The sequence below is a fragment of the Cupriavidus sp. PB-02 genome, assembly GCF_058252315.1.
The window spans coordinates 1,100,792-1,125,516 of record NZ_CM177694.1 but is presented as its reverse complement, the minus strand read 5'-3'; the positions used below and the strand labels follow the sequence as shown (position 1 = coordinate 1,125,516).

At 69.9% G+C, this 24,725-nt stretch carries 16 protein-coding genes; 8 read left to right on the top strand and 8 right to left on the bottom strand.

Going from position 1 to position 24,725, the window contains the following annotated elements; translation table 11 throughout:
• Positions 1 to 77: 77 nt before the first annotated feature.
• The gene (gene hrcA / locus AC10V3_RS05335) at positions 78 to 1,115 is read right to left on the bottom strand and encodes a heat-inducible transcriptional repressor HrcA (RefSeq protein ID WP_022534142.1); all 1,038 of its coding nucleotides are present in this window, start codon (positions 1,113 to 1,115) and stop codon (positions 78 to 80) included.
• Between the two features lie 112 nt (positions 1,116 to 1,227).
• On the opposite strand from hrcA, the gene AC10V3_RS05330 reads away from it, so the two are divergent.
• The 4 genes from AC10V3_RS05330 (at position 1,228) to mprA (ending at position 6,250) form a co-directional block, all read left to right on the top strand.
• A complete protein-coding gene (locus tag AC10V3_RS05330) occupies positions 1,228 to 2,145 on the top strand; it encodes an NAD kinase (RefSeq protein ID WP_041680972.1) in 918 nt (305 codons plus the stop codon).
• A 53-nt stretch (positions 2,146 to 2,198) separates the two neighbouring features.
• On the top strand, positions 2,199 to 3,953 hold the full coding sequence (gene recN / locus AC10V3_RS05325) for a DNA repair protein RecN (RefSeq protein WP_022534140.1): 1,755 nt from the start codon (positions 2,199 to 2,201) through the stop codon (positions 3,951 to 3,953).
• A 69-nt stretch (positions 3,954 to 4,022) separates the two neighbouring features.
• Entirely contained in the window at positions 4,023 to 4,475 is a 453-nt protein-coding gene (locus tag AC10V3_RS05320; RefSeq protein WP_349609437.1) for a hypothetical protein, read from the top strand.
• 131 nt (positions 4,476 to 4,606) lie between these two features.
• Positions 4,607 to 6,250, top strand: a complete 1,644-nt coding sequence (gene mprA / locus AC10V3_RS05315; protein ID WP_490923214.1) for an MprA protease, GlyGly-CTERM protein-sorting domain-containing form — start codon at positions 4,607 to 4,609, stop codon at positions 6,248 to 6,250.
• 31 nt (positions 6,251 to 6,281) lie between these two features.
• On the opposite strand, the gene rrtA is transcribed toward mprA, so the two are convergent.
• Positions 6,282 to 6,932 carry a rhombosortase gene (gene rrtA / locus AC10V3_RS05310; protein WP_454751748.1) on the bottom strand — a complete coding sequence of 217 codons (651 nt, stop codon included), beginning with the start codon at positions 6,930 to 6,932 and terminating at the stop codon, positions 6,282 to 6,284.
• Positions 6,922 to 9,795 (bottom strand): bifunctional [glutamate--ammonia ligase]-adenylyl-L-tyrosine phosphorylase/[glutamate--ammonia-ligase] adenylyltransferase, encoded by a 2,874-nt coding sequence (glnE, locus tag AC10V3_RS05305; RefSeq protein ID WP_454752567.1) that lies wholly within the window; start codon positions 9,793 to 9,795, stop codon positions 6,922 to 6,924. The genes rrtA and glnE overlap by 11 nt, the downstream gene beginning before the upstream one ends.
• A gap of 287 nt (positions 9,796 to 10,082) precedes the next feature.
• Between glnE and AC10V3_RS05300 the strand changes: the two genes are divergently transcribed.
• The 4 genes from AC10V3_RS05300 to aroG all read left to right on the top strand — a co-directional run bounded on the left by AC10V3_RS05300 (position 10,083) and on the right by aroG (position 18,419).
• Entirely contained in the window at positions 10,083 to 14,405 is a 4,323-nt protein-coding gene (locus AC10V3_RS05300) for a YhdP family protein (RefSeq protein ID WP_490923212.1), read from the top strand.
• 62 nt (positions 14,406 to 14,467) lie between these two features.
• Entirely contained in the window at positions 14,468 to 15,289 is an 822-nt protein-coding gene (locus AC10V3_RS05295) for a carbon-nitrogen hydrolase family protein (RefSeq protein ID WP_022534134.1), read from the top strand.
• Between the two features lie 103 nt (positions 15,290 to 15,392).
• The gene (gene tldD / locus AC10V3_RS05290; RefSeq protein WP_022534133.1) at positions 15,393 to 16,853 is read left to right on the top strand and encodes a metalloprotease TldD; all 1,461 of its coding nucleotides are present in this window, start codon (positions 15,393 to 15,395) and stop codon (positions 16,851 to 16,853) included.
• Between the two features lie 486 nt (positions 16,854 to 17,339).
• The gene (gene aroG / locus AC10V3_RS05285; protein ID WP_022534132.1) at positions 17,340 to 18,419 is read left to right on the top strand and encodes a 3-deoxy-7-phosphoheptulonate synthase AroG; all 1,080 of its coding nucleotides are present in this window, start codon (positions 17,340 to 17,342) and stop codon (positions 18,417 to 18,419) included.
• Between the two features lie 43 nt (positions 18,420 to 18,462).
• Here aroG and AC10V3_RS05280 read toward each other — a convergent pair whose 3' ends face one another.
• From AC10V3_RS05280 to AC10V3_RS05260, 5 genes are read right to left on the bottom strand one after another with little or no spacing between them, the layout of a single operon-like run.
• Positions 18,463 to 18,996 carry a nitrous oxide reductase accessory protein NosL gene (locus tag AC10V3_RS05280; RefSeq protein WP_454751747.1) on the bottom strand — a complete coding sequence of 178 codons (534 nt, stop codon included), beginning with the start codon at positions 18,994 to 18,996 and terminating at the stop codon, positions 18,463 to 18,465.
• Entirely contained in the window at positions 18,996 to 19,832 is an 837-nt protein-coding gene (locus AC10V3_RS05275) for an ABC transporter permease (RefSeq protein WP_022534130.1), read from the bottom strand. Before AC10V3_RS05275 ends, AC10V3_RS05280 begins: the two co-directional genes overlap by 1 nt.
• Before the next feature lie 2 nt (positions 19,833 to 19,834).
• Positions 19,835 to 20,785: an ABC transporter ATP-binding protein gene (locus AC10V3_RS05270; RefSeq protein ID WP_454751746.1), complete on the bottom strand. Its 951-nt coding sequence runs from the start codon at positions 20,783 to 20,785 to the stop codon at positions 19,835 to 19,837.
• Positions 20,760 to 22,019, bottom strand: a complete 1,260-nt coding sequence (locus AC10V3_RS05265) for a nitrous oxide reductase family maturation protein NosD (protein ID WP_490923661.1) — start codon at positions 22,017 to 22,019, stop codon at positions 20,760 to 20,762. The genes AC10V3_RS05270 and AC10V3_RS05265 overlap by 26 nt, the downstream gene beginning before the upstream one ends.
• A 20-nt stretch (positions 22,020 to 22,039) precedes the next feature.
• Positions 22,040 to 24,655 (bottom strand): 4Fe-4S binding protein, encoded by a 2,616-nt coding sequence (locus AC10V3_RS05260; RefSeq protein ID WP_490923210.1) that lies wholly within the window; start codon positions 24,653 to 24,655, stop codon positions 22,040 to 22,042.
• Positions 24,656 to 24,725: the final 70 nt, after the last annotated feature.

Sequence of the window (24,725 nt, the reverse complement as noted above, 5' to 3'; positions counted from 1 at the left end):
GAGCGCTCGCAACACGCTTCGGCAATATTTGCCGCGCTCGGTAGGAATGGGGCAGCTTTTGAGACCGGCCAGCCGTGTCACTGGTTCTGGCTCAGCGCGCTGGACAGCAGCCGCGCGGTGATGTCGACGATGGGGATCACGCGCTCGTAGGCCATGCGCGTGGGGCCGATCACGCCCAGCGTGCCGACGATCTGCCCGTCGACTTCGTACGGCGCGGTGATGACCGCCATGTCTTCCAGCGGCACCAGCCGGCTCTCGCCGCCGATGAAGATCTGCACGCCCTGGGCGTGGCTGGACACGTCCAGCAGCTGCAGCAGGCTGGTCTTGTGCTCGAACACGTCGAACAGCCGGCGCAGCTTGTCCATGCTGGAGGCCAGGTCTTCCACTTCCAGCAGCTTGCGCTCGCCGCTGATATAGACGTGGTCGTCCTCCTCGTCCTCGACGGTGCTGCCGGCCTCGACCGCCGCCTGCATCAGCTGCGACATGTCGCGGCGCAGGTCGCGCAGTTCCACGCGCAGGTGGTCGCGAACCGAGTCGAAGCTCATGCCGGCGTAATGCGAGTTGAAGTAGTTGGCCGCCTCGATCAGTTGCGCCGGCGTATAAGCCAGTTCGGTCTGGATGATGCGGTTCTGGACGTCGCCTTCAGGGCTGACGATGATCAGCAGGATGCGCTTTTCCGACAGCCGCATGAATTCGATCTGCCGGAACGCCTGCGCGCGCCGCGGCGTCATCACCACGCCGGCAAAGTGCGACAGGTTGGACAGCGTGCGCGCCGCCATGGTGATCATCCGCTGCGGGCCCAGCTGCTGGCCGCCGAGCTGGTCCTGGATCTGGCCGGTCAGCTCGGCCAGGTCGGCGTTGCGCTCGAGCGGCTTGGCCGTCAGCATGGAATCAACGAACAGCCGGTAGCCGCGCGGCGTCGGGATACGGCCAGCCGAGGTGTGCGGGCTGGAGATAAAGCCCATCTCCTCCAGGTCGGACATCACATTGCGGATCGTCGCCGGCGACAGGTCCAGCCCCGAGTACTTGGACAGGGTGCGGGAACCGACCGGCTGACCTTCCGCGATGTAGCGCTCGATCAGGGTCTTGAGCAGCGTTTTGGAACGTTCATCCATGATGTCCCGATTTTACGCAAGTTTTGGACCTTCCGGCGCCCGGCCTCGCCCGGCGCCGGGTTCCGCACCCGGCATGCTGACAACGGTTACGGCGGTATGGTCTAATCCCGGCATGTCCGCCCCCCCCAAAGACAGCGCGTTGCGCACTCCGTTCAAGACCGTCGCCCTGGTGGGCCGGTATTCCACCGCCGGCATCGAAGGGCCGCTGGAGGAGATCGCCTCTTATATCCTGCGCAACGGCCAGGATGTGGTGTTCGAGCGCGAGACCGCGCTGGCCACCGGGCTGACCGGCTACCCGGCCCTCTCCGCCGAGGAGATCGCCGAACAGGCCGATGTCGCCGTGGTCCTGGGCGGCGACGGCACCCTGCTGGGCCTGGCGCGCCAGCTGGCCGGCCACGACGTGCCGCTGATCGGCGTCAACCACGGGCGGCTCGGCTTCATGACCGATATCGCGTTGGAAGACGCGCATACGGTATTGCCCGACATGCTCGACGGCCGCTACGAGGCCGAGACCCGGCTGCTGCTGGAATCGCGCGTGGTGCGCGACGACATGGATATCTTTTCCGCGCTGGCGCTGAACGATGTGGTGGTGAACCGCTCGGGCATCTCCGGCATGGTCGAGCTGGCGGTGTCGGTGGACGGCTTTTTCATGTACAACCAGCGCTCGGACGGCCTGATCGTGTCGACCGCCACCGGCTCGACCGCGTACGCGCTGTCCGCCGGCGGCCCGATCCTGCATCCTACGCTGTCCGGCGTGGTGCTGGTGCCGATCGCCCCGCACGCGCTCTCGAACCGCCCGATCGTGCTGCCGCACGACGCCGAGGTCACCATCGAAGTGGCCAGCGCGCGCGACGCGAGCGTCAACTTCGACATGCAGTCGCTGACCTCGCTGCTGCCGGGCGACCGCATTGTAGTGCGGCGCTCGGAGAAGCACATCAACCTGCTGCACCCGGTCGGCTACAACTACTACGCCACGCTGCGCAAGAAGCTGCACTGGCACGAGTATCCGTCCGAAGACAACCGCCTCTGAGCCGCCCCCCAGCCCGAGCCCGACCCACCGGACCGACACCCCCTCACGCCACGATGCTGCGCAGCCTGTCCATCCGTGATTTCGTCATCGTCGACACGCTCGACCTGGATTTCACCTCCGGCTTCACCGTCTTCACCGGCGAAACCGGCGCCGGCAAGTCCATCCTGATCGATGCCCTGGCCCTGGTGCTGGGCGAGCGCGCCGATGCCGGCGTGGTGCGCGAAGGCGCCCCGCGCGCCAGCGTCAGCGCCACCTTCTCGACCCACCCGGCGCTGGACGCCTGGCTGGCCGAGCGCGAACTCAACGGCGACGCGGAAGACGGCGTGCATAGCGTGCTGCTGCGCCGCACCGTCGATGCCGGCGGCCGCAGCAAAGCCTTTATCAATGGCGCCGCCGCCACGCTGGCGCAGCTGCGCGAAGTCGGCGATCAGCTGGTCGACATCCACGGCCAGCACGCGCACCAGCTGCTGCTGCGCCCCGACGCCCAGCGCCTGCTGTTCGACGCCCATGCCGGGCTGACCCAGCAGGCCGGCGCCGTGGCCGAGGCCTGGCGCGCGTGGCGTGCCTGCGTGCGCCAGCGCGAGGCGGTCGAGCACCAGTCGCGCGAGATGCAGCTCGAGCGCGAGCGGCTGGAATGGCAGGTGGGCGAGCTGGACAAGCTCAACCCGCAGCCGGGCGAATGGGAAGAGATCCAGTCCGAGTACAACCGACTCTCGCACGCCGCCGGCCTGATCGACGGCAGCCGCGCCGCGCTGGATGCGCTGTCCGAGGCCGACGGCTCGGTGCTGTCGGCGCTGAACACCATCGTGCACAGGCTGCAGCAGCTGGCCGATCTCGACCCGGCGCTGCGCGACGTGCTGGCCGCGCTCGAACCCGCCCAGATGCAGGCCGAGGAAGCCGCACACTCGCTGACGCGCTATGTCGACCGGCTCGAACTTGACCCCGAGCGGCTGCAGGCGGTGGAAGAGCGGATGCAGGCTTTGCACGCCACCGCGCGCAAGTACCGCCTGCCGCCGGAACAACTGCCCGACGAACTGACCGCACGCCGCCAGCAGCTCGACGACCTGCAGGCCGCCCAGGACCTGAACAAGGTGATGGCGCGCGAGGCCGCGGCCAAGGCCGCCTACCTGACCTTGGCGCAACACCTGAGCCACGCCCGCCGGCAGGCGGCGCAGGCGCTGTCGGCCGCGGTCACCGAGGCCATGCAGGGACTGTCGATGGCCGGCGGCAGCTTTGTGGCCGCGCTGAACGCGCTCGAGGAAGGCCAGAGCTATGGGCTCGAGCAGGTCGAGTTCCTGGTTGCCGGCCATGCCGGCGTCAGCGCGCGGCCGCTGGCCCGGGTGGCTTCCGGCGGCGAACTGGCGCGGATCAGCCTGGCGATCTCGGTGATCACCAGCGAAGCCTCGCCCACGCCCACGCTGATCTTCGACGAGGTCGACACCGGCATCGGCGGCGCGGTCGCGGAGGTGGTCGGCCGGCGCCTGCAGGAGCTGGGCCGCGCGCGCCAGGTGCTGTGTGTGACCCACTTGCCCCAGGTCGCCGCGCAGGCCGGCACGCACCTGCTGGTCAGCAAGGAAACCACCGGGGCAGGCGACGGCTCGGTCACACGCTCGCGCATCCGCGTGCTCGATCCCGCCGGCCGCGTGGTCGAGACTGCCCGCATGCTGGGCGGCGCCACCGTCACCGCGACCACGCTGCAGCATGCCGAGGAAATGCTTGCGCAAGGCATGGCCGAGGCACCAGCCAGCCAGTCGGCGCGCAGCGCGGGCGCCAAGGAAGGCCGGCGCGGCCGCCGCGCCGCAGGCTGATCGCCCCGCTGCCCGCCCATGGCCGCCCACTGCGGCGGCCGCCCACCCGATACTGACAGGAGCTTCACCATGACCCGCCAAGCGCCGCAAGCCGGCTTCCGGCATCGCCCCCGGGCATCCCTGCGCGCCGTGCTGGCGATCGCCACCGCCGCCTCGGCGGCACTGCTGGCGCTGTCCGGCTGCCAGGCCCAGTCCAAGGCCTACGCCCCGCCGCCGGGCAGCATCAGCGACGACCGCTCGCTCGGCGACATCATGGTCCGCTTCAAGCCGCCCGCGGTGAATCTGTCAGAAGATGCCGGCAAGCTGCTGGCCGAGATCAAGGGGCCGATCCGCTTCGTGGTCAAGCGCCCGATGTCGGACGGTGTCTGGCTGGTGACGGCAATCTCGCCGTCGGCGGAGGCGACCATCGACCAGGCCGTCGACACCCTGCGCGCCACGCCGCGCATCGACACCGCCGAGCCCGACCGCCTGATCAAGCCCAACCGGAATATGCCCACCAGCCGGGACATGCCGCAAAGCTGACGGCGCTCCGGCGCTGTCCGGAAGAGACGAGTTCTAAGCCCTCGGTAGCCCTTGCGCTATCGGCCAGGATCGTATTCGCTACATAGCATGCCCCGCACCGTCCCCGCCGGCCGGCGCCCCAGGAGGAACACATGCCGCAATCCAACGCGCAGCCCGTCTTCCGCCGATGCTCGCCGGCCCGCCGCTGGCGGGTAACCCTCCTCACCGCAGCCGCGATTTGCGGCGCGGTGCCGGCGACCGGGGCGCTTGCCGCGCCGGGCGCCCAGGCCTACACCGGCCATATCATCGTGCGCTGGCGCGATGGCTCCACCTCCGTCACCGACCCTGCCACCGCCGGCAAGGACCCGGCCTCGGCAGCGACGGGCGCGCCCAAGGACAACCTGCAGCAACTGCGCGAGCGCACCGGCATCGCGGCCACGCTGCGCCGCCCGATGGGCGGCAACCTGCAGCTGCTGCAGGTCCCGGCCGAACTCGCCGCCGACCCCGAAGCGGCCGCGGCGCGGCTGCGCCAGGACCCACGCGTGGCCGACGCCGTGCCCGACCGCTGGCTGCGGCTGCACGACACCCTGCCCGACGACCCTGAGTTCCGCGTCAACCAGCCCTATCTGATGGGCACCGGCACTGCGGTCGGCGGCGTCAACCTGCCGCGCGCCTGGGACCGCACGCGCGGCAGCAGCGGCGTGGTGATCGCGGTGGTCGATACCGGCGTGCTGCCCCACCCCGACCTGGCGGGACGGCTGCTGCCGGGCTATGACTTCATCAGCAGCACCACCATCTCCAATGACGACAACGGCCGTGACAGCGACGCCACCGATGCCGGCGACAACGTGCCGGTGGGCTTCACCTGCCCCGGCAGCTCCACGGCGGAACAGGAGGCTACGCCAAACAGCTGGCACGGCACGCGCGTGGCGGGCGTGCTGGGGGCGCTCACCAACAACGCCCAGGACATCGCCGGCGTCGACTGGAATGCGCGCATTCTGCCGGTGCGCGTATCGGGGCGCTGCGGCGCGCTGCTGTCCGATACCGTCGACGCCTTACGCTGGGCCGGTGGCCTGCCGGTGCCCGACGTGCCGGCCAACCCGACGCCCGCGCGCGTGGTCAATATCAGCCTGGGTGGCGGCACCTGCAGCAGCATCGAGCAGCAGGCCGTCAACGACCTGAACGCGCGCGGCGTGGTGGTGGTGGCCGCGGCGGGCAACAACCGCGGCGCGGTGGAAGCGCCGGCCGATTGCAGCGGCGTGATCGCCGTTACCGCGCATGCCAACGACGGCGAGAACGCCACCTATGCCAACATCGGCGCGCAGGTCGCCATCAGTGCGCCCGGCGGCGGCTGCGGCAATTCGCGCGTGCAGAACGGGCAGTGCACGGTGACGCCGTCGGTGATCCGCACGCTGAGCAACCTCGGGCAGACCTCGCTGGGCGCGTACACGGTGTCGTCGTCGCAGGGCACCAGCTTTGCGGCGCCGATGGTGTCGGGCGTGGTGGCGATGATGTTTGCGGTGAACGGGGCGCTGACCCCGGCGCAGGTGACCACGGCGCTGAAAGCTTCGGCGCGGCCGCACCCGTCCGGCACCTTCTGCACCACCAACCCCGGTGTGTGCGGCGCGGGGCTGCTCGATGCCGACGGGGCCCTGGTGGCGGCGGGGGCGGCACCGGCCGCCGCAGTGGCGCCGGCGCCCTCATCCGGCGGCGGCGGCGGCGCGGTGCCGGTCTGGGGTGCGTTGCTGCTGACGTTATCCGGCCTGCTGGCCTTTACGCTGCGGCGGCGTGCCTGAATTCTGAAGCGTGGCGCGCGGGCGCTGCCGGTCAGGCGTCGCCCGCGCCTGCCGCCGGCCGCCGCGCCAGCCACCACTCCTGCAACACCCAGCACAGCAACCCGGCCACGGCGCCCGCCGCATGCGCGGCGCGCACCACGCCGAAACCCAGCGCCGGCTCGAACACCACCGGCGCCAGCCACGACTGTTCCAGCCAGACCTTGACCAGCACGCCCAGGCACAGCAGCACGCCCAGCGCGCGTGAGAAGCCCGGCGCGCGCAGCAGCGCCAGCGCGCCCCACACGGCCAGCCCGTGCAGCGCACCGGACAGCCCGCCATACCAGCCGATCGCCGGCACGCGCAGCAGCACGGCTTGCACCGCGATGCCGCAGGCGATCAGCACCAGCAGCATCGCGCGCGCCCGCGCGACGCGACCCGCGAGCGCCAGCAGGCCGGTGGCCGCGAGCGCGTCGGCCAGCCAATGGCGCCAGCCCAGGTGCACCCACATGGCGCTCGCCAGCCGCCACCACTGGCCCTCCATCCGCACCGCGTCGCGCAGGTAAAGACCGTGCGCATGCCACCACGGCACGAAGGTGAACCAGGCCGACAGCGCCCACACCAGCGCGATCGCGACCAGCAAACCCGGCCACGATGCGCCGGCGGGCGCGGGCGCGGGCCGGCCTGCCGCGCTCTCAGTCCTCACCGAACACGGCCCGCCACAGCGCGCGCACCTGCGCGGTCTGCGGCGCCACCGAGGCCGGCGCCACGCGCGCGTGCGCCTGACCGTCGAGCCGCAACTGGTGCTGGCGCGCGCGGAACAGCCGGTAGGCATCGCCCACCGCCAGCGCCAGCGTGGCATCGATCAGCCCCAGTTCGCCGGCCTCGCGCAGCAGCGCGATATTGCCGGCGTTGCGGGTCAGCTGCGGATGGGCGCGGCTGTGCAGCAGCACCAGGTACTGCACCGTGAACTCGATATCGACCATGCCGCCGCGGTCGTGCTTCAGGTCGAACAGGTCGGTCGGGTTGGGATGGCCCTCGGCCACCTTGCGGCGCATCTGCACGATCTCGTTGCGCAGCGCGGCGGCGTCGCGCTGCTGGCACAGCACCTCGCCGCGCAGCGCCTCGAAGCGGTCGCCGATGACGGCGTCGCCGGCGCAGTAGCGCGCGCGCGTGAGCGCCTGGTGCTCCCACACCCATGCGGTGTTGTCGCCCTCGCGCAGCTGGTAGCGGCGGAAGGCGTCGAAGCTGGTCACCAGCAGGCCCGCGGCGCCGTTGGGGCGCAGCCGCGTGTCGACGTCGAACAGCGCGCCGGCCGCGGTATGGCTGGTCAGCCAGGTGATCAGCCGGCGCGCGTAGGTGGCGTAGACATCGGGCGCGCGCTCGTGCTCGTCGTCATAGAGGAAGATGATGTCGAGGTCCGAGGCGTAGCCCAGTTCCTTGCCACCCAGCCGGCCGTAGGCGATCACCGCAAAGCGCGGCGTGTCGCGGTGGCGCGTGGCGAGCTGGCGCCAGACCGTCTCCAGCGTGGCCTCGAGCATGGCGTCGGCCAGGTCGGACAGGCGGTCGGCCACCTGCTCCACCGTCAGCATGCCCTGCAGGTCCTGCAGCAGCACGCGGAAGGTCTCGGCATGATGCTCGCGCCGCAGGATATCCATCTGGTGCTCGACCTGGCCCTCGGCGGCGAGCAGCCGTTCGTGCAGCCGCTTGCGGAACGCGGCCCAGTCCGGCGGGCCGGCGAGCGCGTCGCTGTCGAGCAGCTCGTCGAGCAGCTGCGGATGACGCGTCAGGTAGGCCGCGGCCCAGCGCGAGGCATGCAGCGTCTGCGCGACGCGGTCCATCGCCTGCGGGTACTCGGACAGCAGGGACAGGTACGAGGCGCGGCGGCTGATCGCTTCCAGGAAGTCGATAAAGCGGGCGATGGTGCTGTCGGCGTCTTCCTGGCGCGCGGCCAGGTCGAGCGCGCGATTCACCAGCTGGTCGAAGCGCGCGCGGCTGGACTCGGACAGCGCGCGGTAGCGCAGCGACGTCGCGATCGCGCGCAGGCGGTCTAGCAGTCCGGTGCAGTCGGTGAAGCCGGCGGCCTGCAGGCGATTGCAGGGCGCCGCGACATCATCGCAGGCTGCGTCGTCCTGTTCCTGTTCCGGATTGTCCTGCGCTTGTGCGGCGTTATCGTCGAACACGATGCCCGGCCAGAGCGCTTCGCAGGGGGCGGCATCGGGATCCGAGAAGGTCGCCTCGAACTGCTGCGCCACCGGCTCCTGCAGCGCCGCCAGGCGCGCCAGCAGTGCCTGCCAGTCGGCGCAACCCATCATCCGCGCCACCGCCAGCTGCTCGTCGGGCGACGTCGGCAGATGGTGGGTCTGGGCGTCGTCGCGGTACTGCAGCCGGTGTTCGAGCTGGCGCAGGAAGCGGTAGGCATCGCCGAGCTGCTCGGCCTGGCCGGCGGGCAGCAGGCCGCGCTCGACCGCGACCGCGAGCACTTCCAGCGTCGGCCGCACGCGCAGCGCCGGGTCCTGGCCGCCGCGGATCAGCTGGAACACCTGCGCCATGAACTCGATCTCGCGGATGCCTCCGCGGCCCAGCTTGATATTGAACGAGCGCTGGTTGACGCCGTGCCCGGCCAGCCCGCCGCTGCGCTTGGCGGCTTCGCTGCGGATCTGCGCGTGCAGCGAGCGGATCGCCGCGATCACGCCGTAGTCCAGGTAGCGGCGAAACACGAACGGCATGGTCAGCCGCGCCAGCAGGCTGGCGGTGCGCTGCGCGTGCGGCGTGTCCAGTGCCGACACTACGCGGCCCTTGATCCAGGCATAGCGTTCCCACTCGCGGCCCTGCACCACCAGGTATTCCTCCAGCATGCCCAGGCTGCACGCCAGCGGGCCGGCGTCACCGTTGGGGCGCAGGCGCATGTCGACGCGGAACACATAGCCGTCGCCGGTCACGTCGGCGAGCAGGTTGATCAGCCGGCGTCCCAGCCTGATGAAGTACTCGTGGTTGGACAGGCTGCGCGAACCGCCCTGGGTCTCGCCGTCCTCGTCATAGAGGAAGATCAGGTCGATATCGGACGATACGTTCAGCTCGCGCCCGCCGAGCTTGCCCATGCCGACCACCACCAGTTCCTGCACCTCGCCGCTGTGGGCGCCGACCGGGCGGCCGAAGGTGGCGGCCAGGTCGTCGCCCAGCATCGTCAGGCCATGCTGGATCACCAGCTCGGCCAGGTCGGTCATGGCGCCGGTGACTTCGCCCAGCGTGGCCAGGCCGCGCAGATCGCGCTCGATCACCACGCACATGACCTCGGCGCGCAGGCGGCGCAGCGCCCGCTTGGCGGCCTCTTCGGCATCGGCCGAGGGCTCGTGCAGCGCTTGCAGGCGCGCCTGCATCCAGGCGCGCGTCAGCGGCTGCGTGGCGGCATCGGCGAGGATGGCGGGCAGGTCCGCGCGGGCCTGGACGATGCGGCGCGCGTAATGCGAATACGCAGCCGAGTACAATGCGTGGCCGCCGACCTGGCCGCCGCCGTCGGCTGGCTCGGGCCCCTGCGCCGCCGTGGTGGCAAAGGCGCCGGTGGCCATGGTGCCGGGGCCCTGCCCCGCAGGTGCCGGTGTGGCGAGCGCGCCATGTTGGTCGGTGGCGCCGCCGGCGGCGGAACTCGTCGGGTCAGAGGCAGTCATTCCAGTATTTGAAATGCGAGAAAAGGTGCGGCCAGCGCCGGTGTCATCCTGCAAGCGCATCAGGCGCGCCATCGTAGTGAACGCTGCACGCCACGTGCGCAGGCTTGGCCCGCGCGACCTACGCATTCTTGTTTTAGCCGGCCGGGCACCAGATTGGAGAGCGGCTAGTATTGTCGGATAATCTGCGCATGTCCAGCCGTGCCCCACAACCCGCTGACGGTTCTCCCCCCAATAGCGGCGCGGGTGGGCACGAGGCCGCCGCTACGCTGGCCTCGTCCTCCTCACATCCTGCGGCTTCCCCTCAGATCGATGCCCCCGGCGCCCCGCGCAAGGCGTCCGCCTTTGCGCGCGCCGGCGGACTGGCCCGCGCGGGCGTGCAGGCCGGCCTGCGCGCGACGGCCGCCGCCGTGCGCCATCCGTGCTGGCGCGGGCTGGGCCGCGCGCTGGTGCGCCTGGCGCTGGTGCTGGCTGTGCTGGCGCTGGTGGTGGGCCTGCTGGTCCGCTTCGTGCTGTGGCCGCAGGCATCGACCGCGCGCCAGTGGCTGGAAGAGCGCGCCTCGGCGGCGCTGTCGGCACAGGTCAGCATCGGCACGCTCGATACCTACTGGGACGGCTGGCATCCCGCCTTCCGCGCGGGGGACTTGCGCGCCGTGGACGCCCAGCGCCGCGTGCTGCTCGCCTCCGCCACGCTCGACGGCAAGCTGGCGTGGCGCTCGCTGTTCAGCATGAACTTGCAGTTCGTCACGCTCAGCGCCACCGGCACCGACGTGCTGGTACGCCGCACGCCCGAAGGCCGGCTGCTGGTCGGCGGCATGCTGGTGGACGCGACCGGCGGCCAGCAGGACGACGACCGCTTCCTGGGCTGGCTGACGTCGCAGGGCCGGGTCTCACTGTCGGGCGGCAAGCTGCGCTGGCTCGACGAAAAGGCAAAGCTGCCGCAGCTCGACGTGGGCGAGATCCGCCTCGACGCCCGCCGCGTTGGCGCGCGCCATGCGGTGACGCTGGAAGCGCGCTCTCCGGCGCTGGGCCCGCGCCCGCTGGTGGTGCAGTCCACCTTCCGCAACGACTACCTGCACAGCGCCGGCAACTGGCGCTACTGGACCGGCCAGGCCACCTGGGACCTCGGCCAGCTGCAGCTGCCGGTGCTGCAGCGCTACCTGGCGATGTTCGAGCGCGTCGCCAGCGGCACCTTCAGCACCGACGGCAGCATCGAATTCCGCGAGGGCCGCATCGTGCGCAGCCAGACCCGGCTGCGCGCCAGCGGCGTCGACCTGCAGCTGGCCGGCGCCACCGCGCCGCTGCGGCTGGCCAACGCGCAGGCCTTCCTGCTGCACCGCACCGAGCGAGACGGCAGTAACCTGCTGACCGTCGACACGCTGCTATGGCAGCCGGCCGAGGGCGACGGGCAGGCCGCTGCCGGCGACAGCACCTGGCGCGAAGGCATGCGCAAGGTCACCCTGGGCTGGGCCAGCAACAACGACGGCAGCCTGCGCAAGTTCTCACTCAAGGCGCCCACGCTGGACCTGAACACAGTGCGCGCGCTAGCCACCTCGATGCCGCTGGACACGGCGCTGCTGCGCCGGCTGCGGGCGCTGCAGCCGGCCGGCCACCTGGACAACCTCGACGTCAGCTGGAGCCGCGAGCGCACCGGCATGCTGGATCGCCGCGACGGCAAGGCGCACTACAAGTTGCAGGGCACGCTGCGCAACGTCTCGCTCAACGGCCAGCCGGCGGCGCCGGCGCTGGGCGCCGACGGCAGGCCGCGGCTGGGCACGCCCGGCTTCTCGAACCTGTCCGGAACCTTCGCCTTTGACGACCAGCAGGGCAGTATCCGTTTCGAAGGCAGTGGCGCGGCGCTGACGCTGCCCGGCCTCTTTGAAGAGCCGCGCCTGCCCTTCGACCAGATCGGCGGCGACGTGCGCTGGACCCATACCGGCGGCAAGCTGGCGGTGACGCTGGACGGCATCCGCTTTGCCAATGCCGACGCGGCGGGCACGGTGCGCGGCACTTGGCGCGAAGGCGGCGACGACGGCTCCGGCATCGCCGACCTGAGCGGCGAAATGACCCGGGCCCAGGTGGCGCGCGTGCCGCGCTACCTGCCGCTGTCGATCCCGGCCGGCACCCGGCACTACCTAGCCGGCGCGCTGGCGGGCGGCGAGGCGGCCAACGTGCGCTTCGTGCTCAAGGGCGACCTGGCGCACTTCCCGTTCCACGCTCCGCACGAGAAGGCGGGCGAGTTCCGCGTCGAGGTGCCGATCGAACACGTGCGCTACCAGATCGCCCCGCACGAGACCGCCACCGGCGCCGCCGGCGGCGCGCCGCTGTGGCCGGACTTTAGCGATATCGCCGGACAGGTGGTGTTCGATCGCGGCGGCATGACCTTCCTGGCGAAGCGAGCGGCGGTGCAGGATATCCCCGGCGTCACGCTGCAGGACGTCAGCGGGCGCATCGACGATCTCAGCGAGCATGGCCGGCTGGTGATCGACGGCGGCGCCAGCGGTCCGGTGGAGGGCTTCCTGCGCTATATCACCACCTCGCCGGTGCGCGAATGGACCGCGCGCGTGGCCGATGCGGCGCGCGCGCATGGCAACGGCGAACTCAAGCTCAAGCTAGACATGCCGCTGGAACACGCCAACGCCGCCAAGGTCGCGGGCCGCTTCCACTTCCCGGGCAACGATGTCGTGCTGAGCCCGCAGATGCCGCTGCTGGGCAACGCCAGCGGCACCATCACGTTCAACGAGCACGGCTTCGGGCTGGAAAACCTGCGCGCGCGCTTCCTGGGCGGCGAGGTGCGGCTGGGCGGAGGCACCCAGCCCGACGGCGCCACGCGCGTGAGCGCCAGCGGCAACGCCTCGGCGGCCGGGCTGCGCGAGGCGGCCGCGGGCTCGGCGCTGGCGCCTCTGGCGGCGCGCCTCGAAGGCAGCACGGGCTACAGCGTGGTGATCGGCACCGTCGGCGTTGCCCCGCAGCGTCAGCTGCAGGTGCAGCTCAGCTCCGAACTCAACGGCATGGCGATCAGCCTGCCCGCGCCGCTGGCCAAGGCCGCGGCGCCCGACCTGCCGCTGCGGGTGGACCTGCGCCCGGCCAGCGGCGCGGGCCGCGCCGGCACTGACGAACTGGTGGTGCAACTCGGCAATGCGCTGAACGCGCGCTACCTGCTGCGCCGCGACCAGAATGGCGACAGCGGCAACAACGGCATCGAGGTGCTCGCCGGCGGCATCGGCGTGCAGCAGGCGGCGCCGCCGCCGGCAGCCGGCGTCAGTGCCGCCGCCACCTTCGAGCAGCTCGATATCGACGCCTGGCGCGCCGCCTTCGCCACGACCGCCGCCAACGGCAACGCCGCGGGGACACCCTCGCCCTTCCTGCCCGGCCGCATCGCGCTGCGCGCACGCACGCTGCACGGCATGGGCCGCACGCTGGATGATGTGACGCTGGACGCGACGCGCGAGGGCGACGGCTGGAACGCCAAGGTCGACTCGCGCCAGGTCGCCGGCGCGGTGCAGTGGCGCCCGGCCGGGCCGTCAGCGTCCGGCTCGCTGCAGCTGCGCCTGTCGCGCCTGAACGTGCCCGATGCCAGCGACGAACACAACGTGGTGGACGCGCTCGCCAGCAGCATCGACGACCTGCCCGCGATCGACCTGGTGGCCGACCAGTTCATGCTGCGCGGGAAAGACTTCGGCAAGCTCGAGGTCAAGGCGCGTACCGGCATGAGCGGCGCCGACCCGGTCTGGACGCTGGACAAGCTGCAGATCGACCAGCCCGGCGCCACGCTCACCGGCAGCGGCAGCTGGCGCGTGCCGCGCCGCCTGCGCGCCGATGGCAACGCCGAGCGCCGCACGCTGCTGTCGTTTGTCATCGATATCCGCGACGCCGGCGCCACGCTCGACCGCCTGGGCCTGGCGCATACGCTGCAGGACGGCAAGGGCAAACTGGAGGGGCGCGTGGCCTGGCGCGGCTCGCCGCTGTCGATCGACTATCCGACGCTGTCCGGCAAGCTGTCGCTGGAACTGGAGAACGGCCAGATCCTGAGCGTCGAGCCGGGCGCGGCGCGGCTGCTGGGCGTGCTCAGCCTGCAAGGGCTGCTGCGCTTTGCCACGCTGGATTTCCGCACCCTGTCCGGGCGCGGACTGCTGTTCGACCGCATTGCCGGCACCGGCACCATCGAGAACGGCGTCGGCACGATCGAGGAATTCCAGCTCCGCAGCCCGCAGATCATCGCCAGCATGGCCGGCACCGCCAACCTGCTGCGCGAGACGCAGGACCTGCGCGTGGACGTGGTGCCGCGCATCAACGCCACCTCCACCTCGGTCGCCGCCGCGTTTATCAACCCGGTGCTGGGCATCGGCACGCTGGCCGCCCAGTTGCTGTTCGCCGACGAATTCTCCAAGATGTTCACCCAGCACTACCGCATCACCGGCAGCTGGGCCAACCCGCAGATCGGCAAAGTGGAGGACAATAAGGCGCGAGGCACGACCTTCCAGAACGGCGCGGATCCGGCCTTCCCGCGCTGATTTTCTTGGTGAACCTGCTTTACCGGTGAACCTTTCGCCGTCCACAGAGGAAACCAACGCCCATGACAGCCCCCGCCCCGTTTCGCGTTGCCGCGGTCCAGACCGTCACCGGCACTTCGCTCGATGCCAACCTCGCACGCGCCGACGCGCTGATCGCCGAGGCCGCCGCCAGCGGCGCGCAGCTGGTGCTGCTGCCCGAGTACTTCTGCATGATGGGCCGGTCCGAATCCGACAAGATCGCCGTGCGCGAGCACGACGGCGACGGCCCGGTGCAGCAGTTCCTGGCCGACGCGGCGCGCCGCCACGGCATCTGGCTGGTGGGCGGCACGCTGCCGATGTGGTGCGACGACCCGGAGCGCGTCTACAACACCTCGCTCGCCTTCGACCCGCGCGGCGAGCGCGTGGCACGCTACGACAAGATCCACCTGTTCGGCTTCACCCGCGGCACCGAGAACTATGACGAGTCGCGCACCATCCTGGCCGGCCGCACGCCGGTCAGCTTCGATGCGCCGTGCGGCCGGGTGGCGATGTCAGTGTGCTACGACCTGCGCTTTCCGGAGCTGTACCGCGGTCTGGCCGCAGGCGAAGGCACCAGCGTGATTCTGATGCCCGCCGCCTTCACCTACACCACCGGGCAGGCGCACTGGGAAATCCTGCTGCGCGCCCGCGCCATCGAGAACCAGTGCTATGTGCTGGCCGCCGCACAGGGCGGCAAGCATGAGAACGGGCGGCGCACCTGGGGTCATTCGATGCTGGTCGATCCCTGGGGCGAAGTGCTGGCCATGCTGCCCGAGGGCGAAGGCGTGGTCGGCGGTGTCATCGACCCGGCACGCCTGGACGAGGTCCGGCAGAACCTGCCGGCGCTGCGACACAGGGTGCTGTAGCATGTACGCAATCGCGGGGCCTGCGGGCGCCCGCTCACGGATTTTCCCGCGCCGGCAAGACAGAGAGCAAGCCGGCACGATCCAAAGTTAGAAAGGACATTTCATGAACGCCGGCGATCTCGGAATCCGCAACCTGGCCACCGCGCAGCAACTGCTGCTGGCGCCGTACGGCCTGGATGAAGCCAAGCTCCAGCGCGTGCTGGCCGATATCTTCACGCACAAGGTCGACTACGCCGACCTGTACTTCCAGTACACCCGCAACGAGGCCTGGAGCCTGGAAGAAGGCATTGTCAAGTCGGGCAGTTTCAGCATCGACCAGGGCGTGGGCGTGCGCGCCATCTCGGGCGACCGCACTGCCTTCGCCTACTCGGATGACATCAGCCTGCCGGCGCTGTCGCAGGCGGCAGCGGCCACGCGCACCATCGGCCGGGCCGGCAGCGGCCGCATCAAGGTCGCTGGCGAGATGGCCACGCACGCCGGGCGCAACCTGTACGCCCCCAACGACCCGCTCGATTCGATGAGCGCGGCCGAAAAGGTGGCCCTGCTCGAACGCATCGAGCGCATGGCACGCGCCAAGGACTCGCGCGTGGTGCAGGTGATGGCGGGCCTCGCTGGCGAATACGACGTGGTGCTGGTGGCGCGCAGCGACGGCGTGATCGCCGCCGACGTGCGCCCGCTGGTGCGCGTTTCGGTCACGGTCATCGCCGAACAGGGCGGGCGCCGCGAGATCGGCTCGTCCGGTGGCGGCGGCCGTTATGCCTACGGCTACTTCACCGACGACCTGCTGCAGACCTACGTGAACGAGGCGGTGTCGTCGGCGCTGGTCAACCTGGATGCGCGCCCCGCCCCGGCCGGCGCCATGACCGTGGTGCTCGGCCCGGGCTGGCCCGGCGTGCTGCTGCACGAAGCGGTCGGCCACGGCCTGGAAGGCGACTTCAACCGCAAGGGCTCGTCGGCCTTTGCCGGCCGCATGGGCGAACGCGTCGCGGCCAGGGGCGTGACCGTGGTCGACGACGGCACGCTGGCCAACCGCCGCGGCTCGCTCAACCTGGACGATGAAGGTAACCCGACCCAGTGCACCACGCTGATCGAGGACGGCATCCTGCGCGGCTATATCCAGGACACGCTCAACGCGCGCCTGATGAAGATGCCGGTCACCGGCAACGCACGCCGCGAAAGCTATGCCGCGCTGCCGATGCCGCGCATGACCAACACCTATATGCTCAATGGCGACAAGGATCCGCAGGAGATCATCGCCAGCGTCAAGAAGGGCCTGTACGCGGTCAACTTCGGCGGCGGCCAGGTCGACATCACCAACGGCAAGTTCGTGTTCTCGGCGAGCGAGGCGTACATGATCGAGGACGGCAAGATCAGCTACCCGGTCAAGGGCGCGACGCTGATCGGCAACGGCCCGGAATCGCTGAAGGACGTCACCATGATCGGCAACGACATGCGCCTGGATTCGGGCGTCGGCGTATGCGGCAAGGAAGGCCAGAGCGTGCCGGTGGGCGTGGGCCAGCCGACGCTGCGCATCGAGAACATGACGGTGGGTGGCACCGCCTGACGCCTCCGCGCGATACGGAAAACGGGACCTGCACGGTCCCGTTTTTCATTGGCGCGGTGCGCCATGGCCGCAGCCCACGGCCGTTGCGGAAGAACGCGGCGTCGCCGACACTTGCCAACATTTTCAAAAGGCGCTATAAAGATGCTTCGCTGTGCGACAAGCAACGGACGCACCGCGAAAAATCGTCCACCGGCGCGCAATTTCCTGCCTTTCTGCCACGCAGTGCAGCATAAATTCAGCGCCTACCGACCAAATCGACCCAGCCTGACCCAAGCCAACGTTTTTTTCCGCCATGTCCGCTAAGTTTTACTTTTACTTTTTTAGCGATCTCACACCGCTGGCGGATAGGGAGGGACGGCTGTAAGCAGCGCCCCGAATACAAAAGAAACCGCCAGCGACCCTGGCGGTTTTTTTATACCTGTTTGCCGAAGTACCCCAAGAACCCGATTCCCCACTCCACGACCTCACAGAAATCCCGGAGCCATCATGCTGAAGAACACCGACGACCTACGCATTCGCGAACTCAAGGAACTGCTGCCGCCCGCGCACCTGATCCGCGAGTTTGCCTGCTCCGAAAAGGCCTCGGACGTGATCTACGGCGCGCGCCAGGCCATGCACCGCATCCTGCACGGCATGGATGACCGGCTGATCGTCATCATCGGCCCCTGCTCGATCCACGATACCCATGCCGCGCTGGATTACGCCAAGCTGCTCAAGGACCAGCGCGAGCGCTTCGCCGGCGAGCTGGAAGTGGTGATGCGCGTGTACTTCGAGAAGCCGCGCACCACGGTGGGCTGGAAGGGCCTGATCAACGACCCGCACATGGACGGCAGCTTCAAGATCAACGACGGCCTGCGCACCGCGCGCGAGCTGCTGCTGAACATCAGTGAGATGGGCGTGCCGACCGGCACCGAATACCTGGACATGATCAGCCCGCAATACATCGCCGACCTGGTCAGCTGGGGCGCGATCGGTGCGCGCACCACCGAGTCGCAGGTGCACCGCGAGCTGGCATCGGGACTGTCGTGCCCGGTGGGCTTCAAGAACGGCACCGACGGCAACGTCAAGATCGCAGTGGACGCAATCAAGGCCGCCTCGCAGCCGCACCATTTCCTGTCGGTAACCAAGGGCGGCCACTCGGCGATCGTTTCGACCTCCGGCAACGAGGACTGCCACGTGATCCTGCGCGGTGGCAAGGCGCCCAACTACGACGCCGCCAGCGTGCAGGAAGCGTGCGACGCCATCGCCAAGGCCGGCCTGGCCTCGCGCCTGATGATCGATGCCTCGCACGCCAACAGCAGCAAGAAGCATGAGAACCAGATCCCGGTGTGCGAAGACATCGGCCGCCAGATCGCCGGCGGCGATGAGCGCATCATCGGCGTGATGGTCGAATCGCACCTAGTGGCGGGGCGACAGGACCACGTGCAGGGCACGCCGGTGGAGAACCTGACCTACGGCCAGTCCGTGACCGATGCCTGCATCGGCTGGGACGACTCGGTCAAGGTGCTCGAGGGCCTGGCCGAGTCGGTGCGCCAGCGCCGGCTGGTGCCGGGCAGCGGCAACTGATGCTGAAGCTGCGGGCGCTCATGCCCGCACGCATGGCGGCCGGCTACATCCGGCTGTCATGCATGGCGCCGCCGCTGAGGTCGGCCAGGTCCGGCGTGACCTCGGCGTAGCGCAGCAGTTTCCCACCATGGCGGGCAATAAAGGCGGCGGCATCGCTTTCGGCCCTGAAGCTGGCCAGCGTCGGCCCCATCGAGCCATGGCGCCGGCTGCCGGCAACATAGAGGCCGGTGGTGGCATCGAACCAGTGGCCGCGCGGACGCTCCCAGTCGGCGCGGGCCATGTCCTGCACGAACGCCGCGCGCACCGGCCTGATCCGCTCCGGCCGCAGCAGCGCGTGGAACATCTCCACCGTATCGCAGAACCAGTGCGGGTGCGCCTCGCCCAGGTAGAAGACCTGCGCCTTCGGCCCGGGATAGTCGGCCAGCAGCATGCCGTCCAGCGCGCAGGCGGTGGCGGACTCGATCTCTTCCGGTTGCGCGGCGGCATCCGGCTTGCGACCGCAGGCGGCGACCAGGACGGCGCTGCCGGCCATGGCCAGAAGCAGGTTGCGGCGACGTAATGACAAAGGGGAACACATCAGCGGAATCTCCTGGCAGCAAGAACCAGCGGCACGGCGATCCACGCCAGCAGCGCCGCGCCGGTCGGCCAGGGGCTGGCCAGCGCGGGCGGCACAATGCTGGCAACACCGCCGGCGCTGCGCAACTGGTCCAATGAAAAGGCATTGACGATACGGAACAGGTCGGCCGGGTTCAGCAACAGCAGCCAGGCGATCCAGTCGGTGGCGGCGACGCTGTTGCCCTCGCCACCGCCGGCAACCAGCACCCCGAGCAGCAACAGGTCGAACACCAGCACGAAGAAGAACCACAGGCCGATGGCCAGCCCCGACGCCTGCGCGCGATCGCGGCTCAACACCGACAGCCACAGCGCCAGACTCAGGAACGCGAGGCCGAGCAGCGCCGCGCTGGCGACGAAGCCGAGGTAGTGGTACAGCCCCGGCCAGCCGAACTGGCGCGCCAGCAGCACCGCCATCAGCGCAAAGCCGCCGGCGGTGGCCAGCACCAGCGCGGCGGCCAGCCCCAGGTACTTGCCCAGCAGCAGCTCGCCGCGCGTCAGCGGCAAGGACAGCAGCAGGTCCAGCGAGCCGCGCTCGCGCTCGCCCACCACGGCGTCGAAGCCCAGCAGCAGCGCGATCATCGGCACCAGGTAGATCACCAGGCTGGCCAGGCTGGTGATGACGAACTCCAGCGAGCGCGGCCCTAGCACGCCCTGCTCGGCGCCGCCGAAGTAGCCGATCGCCACCGACAACGCGGTGAAGACCGCGGCCACGGCCAGCACCCAGCGGTTGCGCATCCGGTCCCGGAATTCCTTGGCCGCGAGCGCGGCAACCTGCCTTGCATCGATCCACGCGCACATGCTTATCCCCTCATGCCAAGGAACAGGTCTTCGAGCGACGGCTCGCGGATCTGCAGGTCCAGCAGCCGGCTTGCGAGTGGCTGCAGCGCGGCCAGCACCGGCATCTTGGCGGCGGCCGGGCAGCGCACGGTCAGCTCGCCGGGCGTGGCGCCTTCAACAATCTCCAGCGCGTGCTGCGCCGGCGGGCCCAGCATGCGCAGCGCCTCGTCGCGCGCGCCCGGCTCGACCCGCAGTGCCAGCGTGAGCGGCATTCCGGCCCGGGCACGTAGTGCCTCCAGGCTGCCGGTGGCCTGCAGCCGGCCCGCGGACAGAATGGCAAAGCGGTCGATGCGCTGCTGCAGCTCGGCCAGGATGTGCGACGTGATGACGATGGTCACCCCGGTCTCGCGCAGCGCGTTGAGCATGGCGTAGAAGTCGCGGATCGCGGCCGGGTCCAGCCCGTTGGTCGGCTCGTCGAGAAACAGCACGCGCGGCGCGCCCAGCAGCGCCTGCGCAAACCCGAGCCGTTGCCGCATGCCTTTCGAGTACTCGCGCACCGGGCGCGCGGCGGCGCCGGACAGGCCCACCTGCGCCAGCATCGGCACGCATGCATCGGCGGGCACGCCTTTCAGTCGCGCGAAGAAGCGCAGCGTCTCCCGCCCGCTCAGGTTGTCGTACAGCACCAGGTGCTCGGGCAGGTAGCCGATGCCGCGCCGCGCGGCCCGGAAGGCGTGACTGCCCACGGCGGCACCGGCGACAACCAGCGTGCCTTGCGTGGGCGGCAACAGGCCCAGCATCATGCGGAACAACGTGCTCTTGCCAGCGCCGTTATGGCCGATCAGCCCGAGTAGCTCGCCCTGCCCGACGGTCAGGCTGACATCGTCGACGGCACGCAGCGCGCCAAAGTGCTTGCTGACACCAGACAGCACGATGACGCCCATGGCCGGATCAGTTGCCGGCGTCGGTCTGCTCATGCCAGTTCCTCCAGTTGGCGCGGGCCGGACGCATCCGCGGATAGGCATCGACCACGCCCGGCACCCGGATCACCGGGAACTGGCGCCCGGCCAGCCGCAGCGCCTGCAGTGCGGGGCTGCCCAGCAGCAGCGTCACGCCCGGGTAGCGCCAGCTGAGCCGGTCGACCAGGTCGTTGGCCTGGTATGGGACGTCGCCCACGCTGTCGCCGTCGCGGTCCCAGCCCAGGTAGTTGCTCCAGTAGTTGCCCTGCAGGCGCTCGGACGGATTGCGCCCGCCCCAGGGCTCGTCGCGGGCGCCGACATAGCGCACCGGCTCGCGGTTGCCGATGAAGTCGTTGCCCTGCACCACGTTGCGGGTCGAGCCCGCCGACAGGTGCACGCCGATGGCGTTGCCCAGCACCAGGTTGCCGCGCAGCTGCGCATACTCGACGTCGTAGATAAAGAAGCCGCGCTGATTGTGCGCGACCACGTTGCCCTCGATCACCGAATCCTGCAGCGTGCGCAGCATGATGCCGTGGTCGGCGTTGCCCCAGGTGCGGTTGTTGCGCACGACCTGGTCGCGCACTTCCATCAGCGCCAGCCCGCCGCGATTGCGGTAGCTGTCGTTGTCTTCCCACAGGTTGTGGTACGAGTTCATGTAATGGGTGCCGTAGCGGCTGTAGTGCAGCCGGTTGCCGCGGAAGACCGCCTGGTGCGATACGTCCACATAGAGCGCATCGCGCACGAAGCTGATGTTGTTGTCGAGGATGCGCGCGCCGCGCGTGTTATAGAGCTGCACGCCGTTGCCGCGCTGCGCCGAGTTGTAGTCGCGCTTGCCGGTGATGGTGTTGGCTTCGACGCGCACGTCGTCGGCCTTTTCGATCCACAGGCCGAACAGGTTGTAGGTCAGGTCGCAGCGGCGCACGACGGCGCGGTGCGCGCCGGGCTGGATGTAGATACCGGCGTTCTGGTCCTTCAGGCTGTCGCCGGAATCGCGCACGATCAGGCCTTCCACCACCACGTCGGAGGCGGTGATGCGCAGCGTGTCGCCGCGCAGCGCGCCGCTGAGCGTGGGCCGGCCGATGCCGCGCAGCAACAGCGGCTTGCCGACGACAAAGTTGCCGGTGTAGGTGCCGCGTTCGATGTCGATGGTGTCGCCCGCACGGGCCGCTTCGATCGCAGGCTGCAAGGGATCGCCCGGGCGCACGCGCCAGGTGGCGGCATGCGCCTGTGCGGCGACAAGCACGCACGCCATCGCCAGGGCAAGGAACGGCTTCATGCGGACAGCATCCCCATGCCCTTCAGCGTTAGGAACAACACGGCGCCCACCAGCAGGTTCTTGAAGCCGACGTAGCACAGCATGTCCATCACGGTGGCGCGCCGGTAGCGGCCGCGCCACCACGGGCCGTCCTTGACATAGCGTCGTCCCGACAGCCGGATCAGCACCTCGTACACGCTCCAGCCCAGCCACCAGCCGATCACGGCGCCGGCGCGCAGCTGCCCGGTGGCGGCCAGCGCCCAGGCCACGGTGGCCGCCAGCGCAATCGCGAGCCCCGCCACCTGCAGCGCGCGCGCCGAGCGCCAGCCCTGCCCGCTCCACGGCCAGAGGTGATCCCACAGCGCGCTGAGCCAGCGCGCGGCGCCCGCCTTGGCTGCGTACGGCGGCGCCACCGGATCGGTCGGCAGGCGCGGATCCGGGCCCGCCAGTTTCGGCGCCGCACCCGGCACCGAAACTGGCACCACCGGAATGAAATAGCCGTCGCGGCCCACCGGCGTCAGCGCCAGCCCGTCGCGCTCGCGCCGCTTGCGCTCGCGCGCCAGCGGCGGGCAGCCGCGCGTGTCGGTGTAAAGCACCATGCAGTCCAGGCAATGCAGGCATTCGCGCTGGTCGATACGACCGTTGGCATCGATCGCCTGGGAGCCACAGCCCACCGCGCACGCCTTGCAGCGGTTGCAATCCGCCTTGCGCCGCAGCCCGAACCAGCGGAACGTGCTCGGCATCGCCAGCGCGGCGCCGAGCGGGCACAGGTACTTGCAGTACGGCCGTTCGATAAACAGCGACAGCCCCAGCAGCGTGCAGGCGAAGAGCCCATACGGCCAGGCCCGGTTGCCGATACCGACCAGGAACGTGGTCTTGAACGGCTCGACTTCCGCCAGCATTTCGGCCAGCCCCATCGAGAACACCGACACCGCCAGCAGCCCGAAGAACACGCCGTACTTGACCCACTTGAGCCGGTCATGCCACCGGCGCGGCAGTTGCCGCTGCCAGCGTTTGAGGCCGAGGAAGCGGCCCAGCTTGAAGATCGCCTCGGACAGCGAGCCGAACGGGCACAGCCAGCCGCAGAACAGCCCGCGCCCGAACAGCAGCACCGTGACGATAATGAAGATCCAGAAGCAGAAGATAAAGGGATCACTCAGGAACAGCGCCCAGTCCCAGCGCAGCAGCAGCGCATGGAACCACGTCAGCACCTGCGTGACCGATGGCTGCGCCATCGCGCCAAAGCCGACGAACATGATGCTGAGCGCCCAGGCCGTGTACTTGAACGCATTCACCGGCCACTTGTTCTTGTGCGTGGCGCGCCGCGTCAGGCGGTCGCGCAGCGCGTAGACCAGCGTGACGGCGCACAGCAGTGCCACGAACAGCGCGATGGCGCTCGCCTGCTTGCGCCAGACCTTGCGCCACGGTGCCTCGGGCTCGTCGATATGCGGCCGGCCACCCTGCAGCATGGTCTCGGGCAGCCAGTATGGCGCGTCGAAGCTGGCAAAGCTGCGCGTGCCGGTGGCGCGGTCCACGCGATTGCCGAGGAACGACAGCTTCCACGGATACGCCGCGGAAAAGCCCGGCGAGCGGATCACGAAGATCGCCGACTCGGTAGGCGTCGGCGCGCCCTCCGCTGCCACGCCATAGAGGTTCAGGTAGTCGAGGTCGCGGAAGGTGAACGCGTCCGCGCCCTGGCGCACCTGCACGCGGTCATAGATGCCGCCGCGCACGAAGCCCGAGCCCTTGAACGATTCCGCGCCCGCGGTGCGGATCACGAAGATGGCGTGCTCGTCCGGCTGCAACTGCGCCCGCAGCCCCTGCCAGCCGGCGTCGCCCAGCACGCTGCGCCCGATATCGGGATGGTTGAGGTCGCCGAACCACAGCTCGATAAACGGCCCGTCAGCACCTTGCAGGCCAACCTGCGCCGGCTGCACCAGCAGCCGCTGCACCGCGCCGCTCGCCGCCAGTTGCTGCCAGCTGTAGCGCTTGCCGCTTTGGGCAAAGCTTGCCGGCGCGCGCTGCGTCGGCGCCAGGATGCCGACCTGCCGCGCGACTGCCGCACCCGACGTGGTCAGCACCTGGTTCTGCGCGATCACGGTCACGGTGGCGCCGGAAATGGCATCGACCCCGACCACGCCTTCATCGGGGCGCGACTGCCCCACTTCGATCTTGTCGGCGACGGACTTGCCCACGTACTGCCGGTTGAAATTCAGCAGGGCCGATTCCGGAATGCCCAGCAGCAGGATCGGCTCCGAATGCTTCAGCACCTTCACGCCGGCATAGCGGCCGTGCGTGTCCAGGCCGATCAGCGTCACCACCGGCTTGCCGGAATACGCCGGCGTATCGGTGATATCGGTGGACAGCATCACGTAGCCGAGCAACACCGGCTTGCCGTCGGCGCCGGTGCCGTAGCCCTCCACATAAGGCGGCTGGCCCTTGCGCGGCGAGAAGCGGGTGGCGCCGGGCAGCACCTCGGCGCACGACACCAGCGCGCACAGGTCTGCGGCCGTGGCCAGCTCGGGCGGCAGCGCAGCCTCGTAGGCGCCGGCGTGCGTGGTCGTGGCGGACAGCCCCCCTAGCAGGCATGCGGCCAGCAGGACCGCGAACAGTTGGCGGATAGCGTAAATCATGGAAATGGCAGGCTGTCGAGGCGGGTTGCGCCGCCCTTCCCGTGTGGGAAGGGCGGCGCGCGCAGTGGTC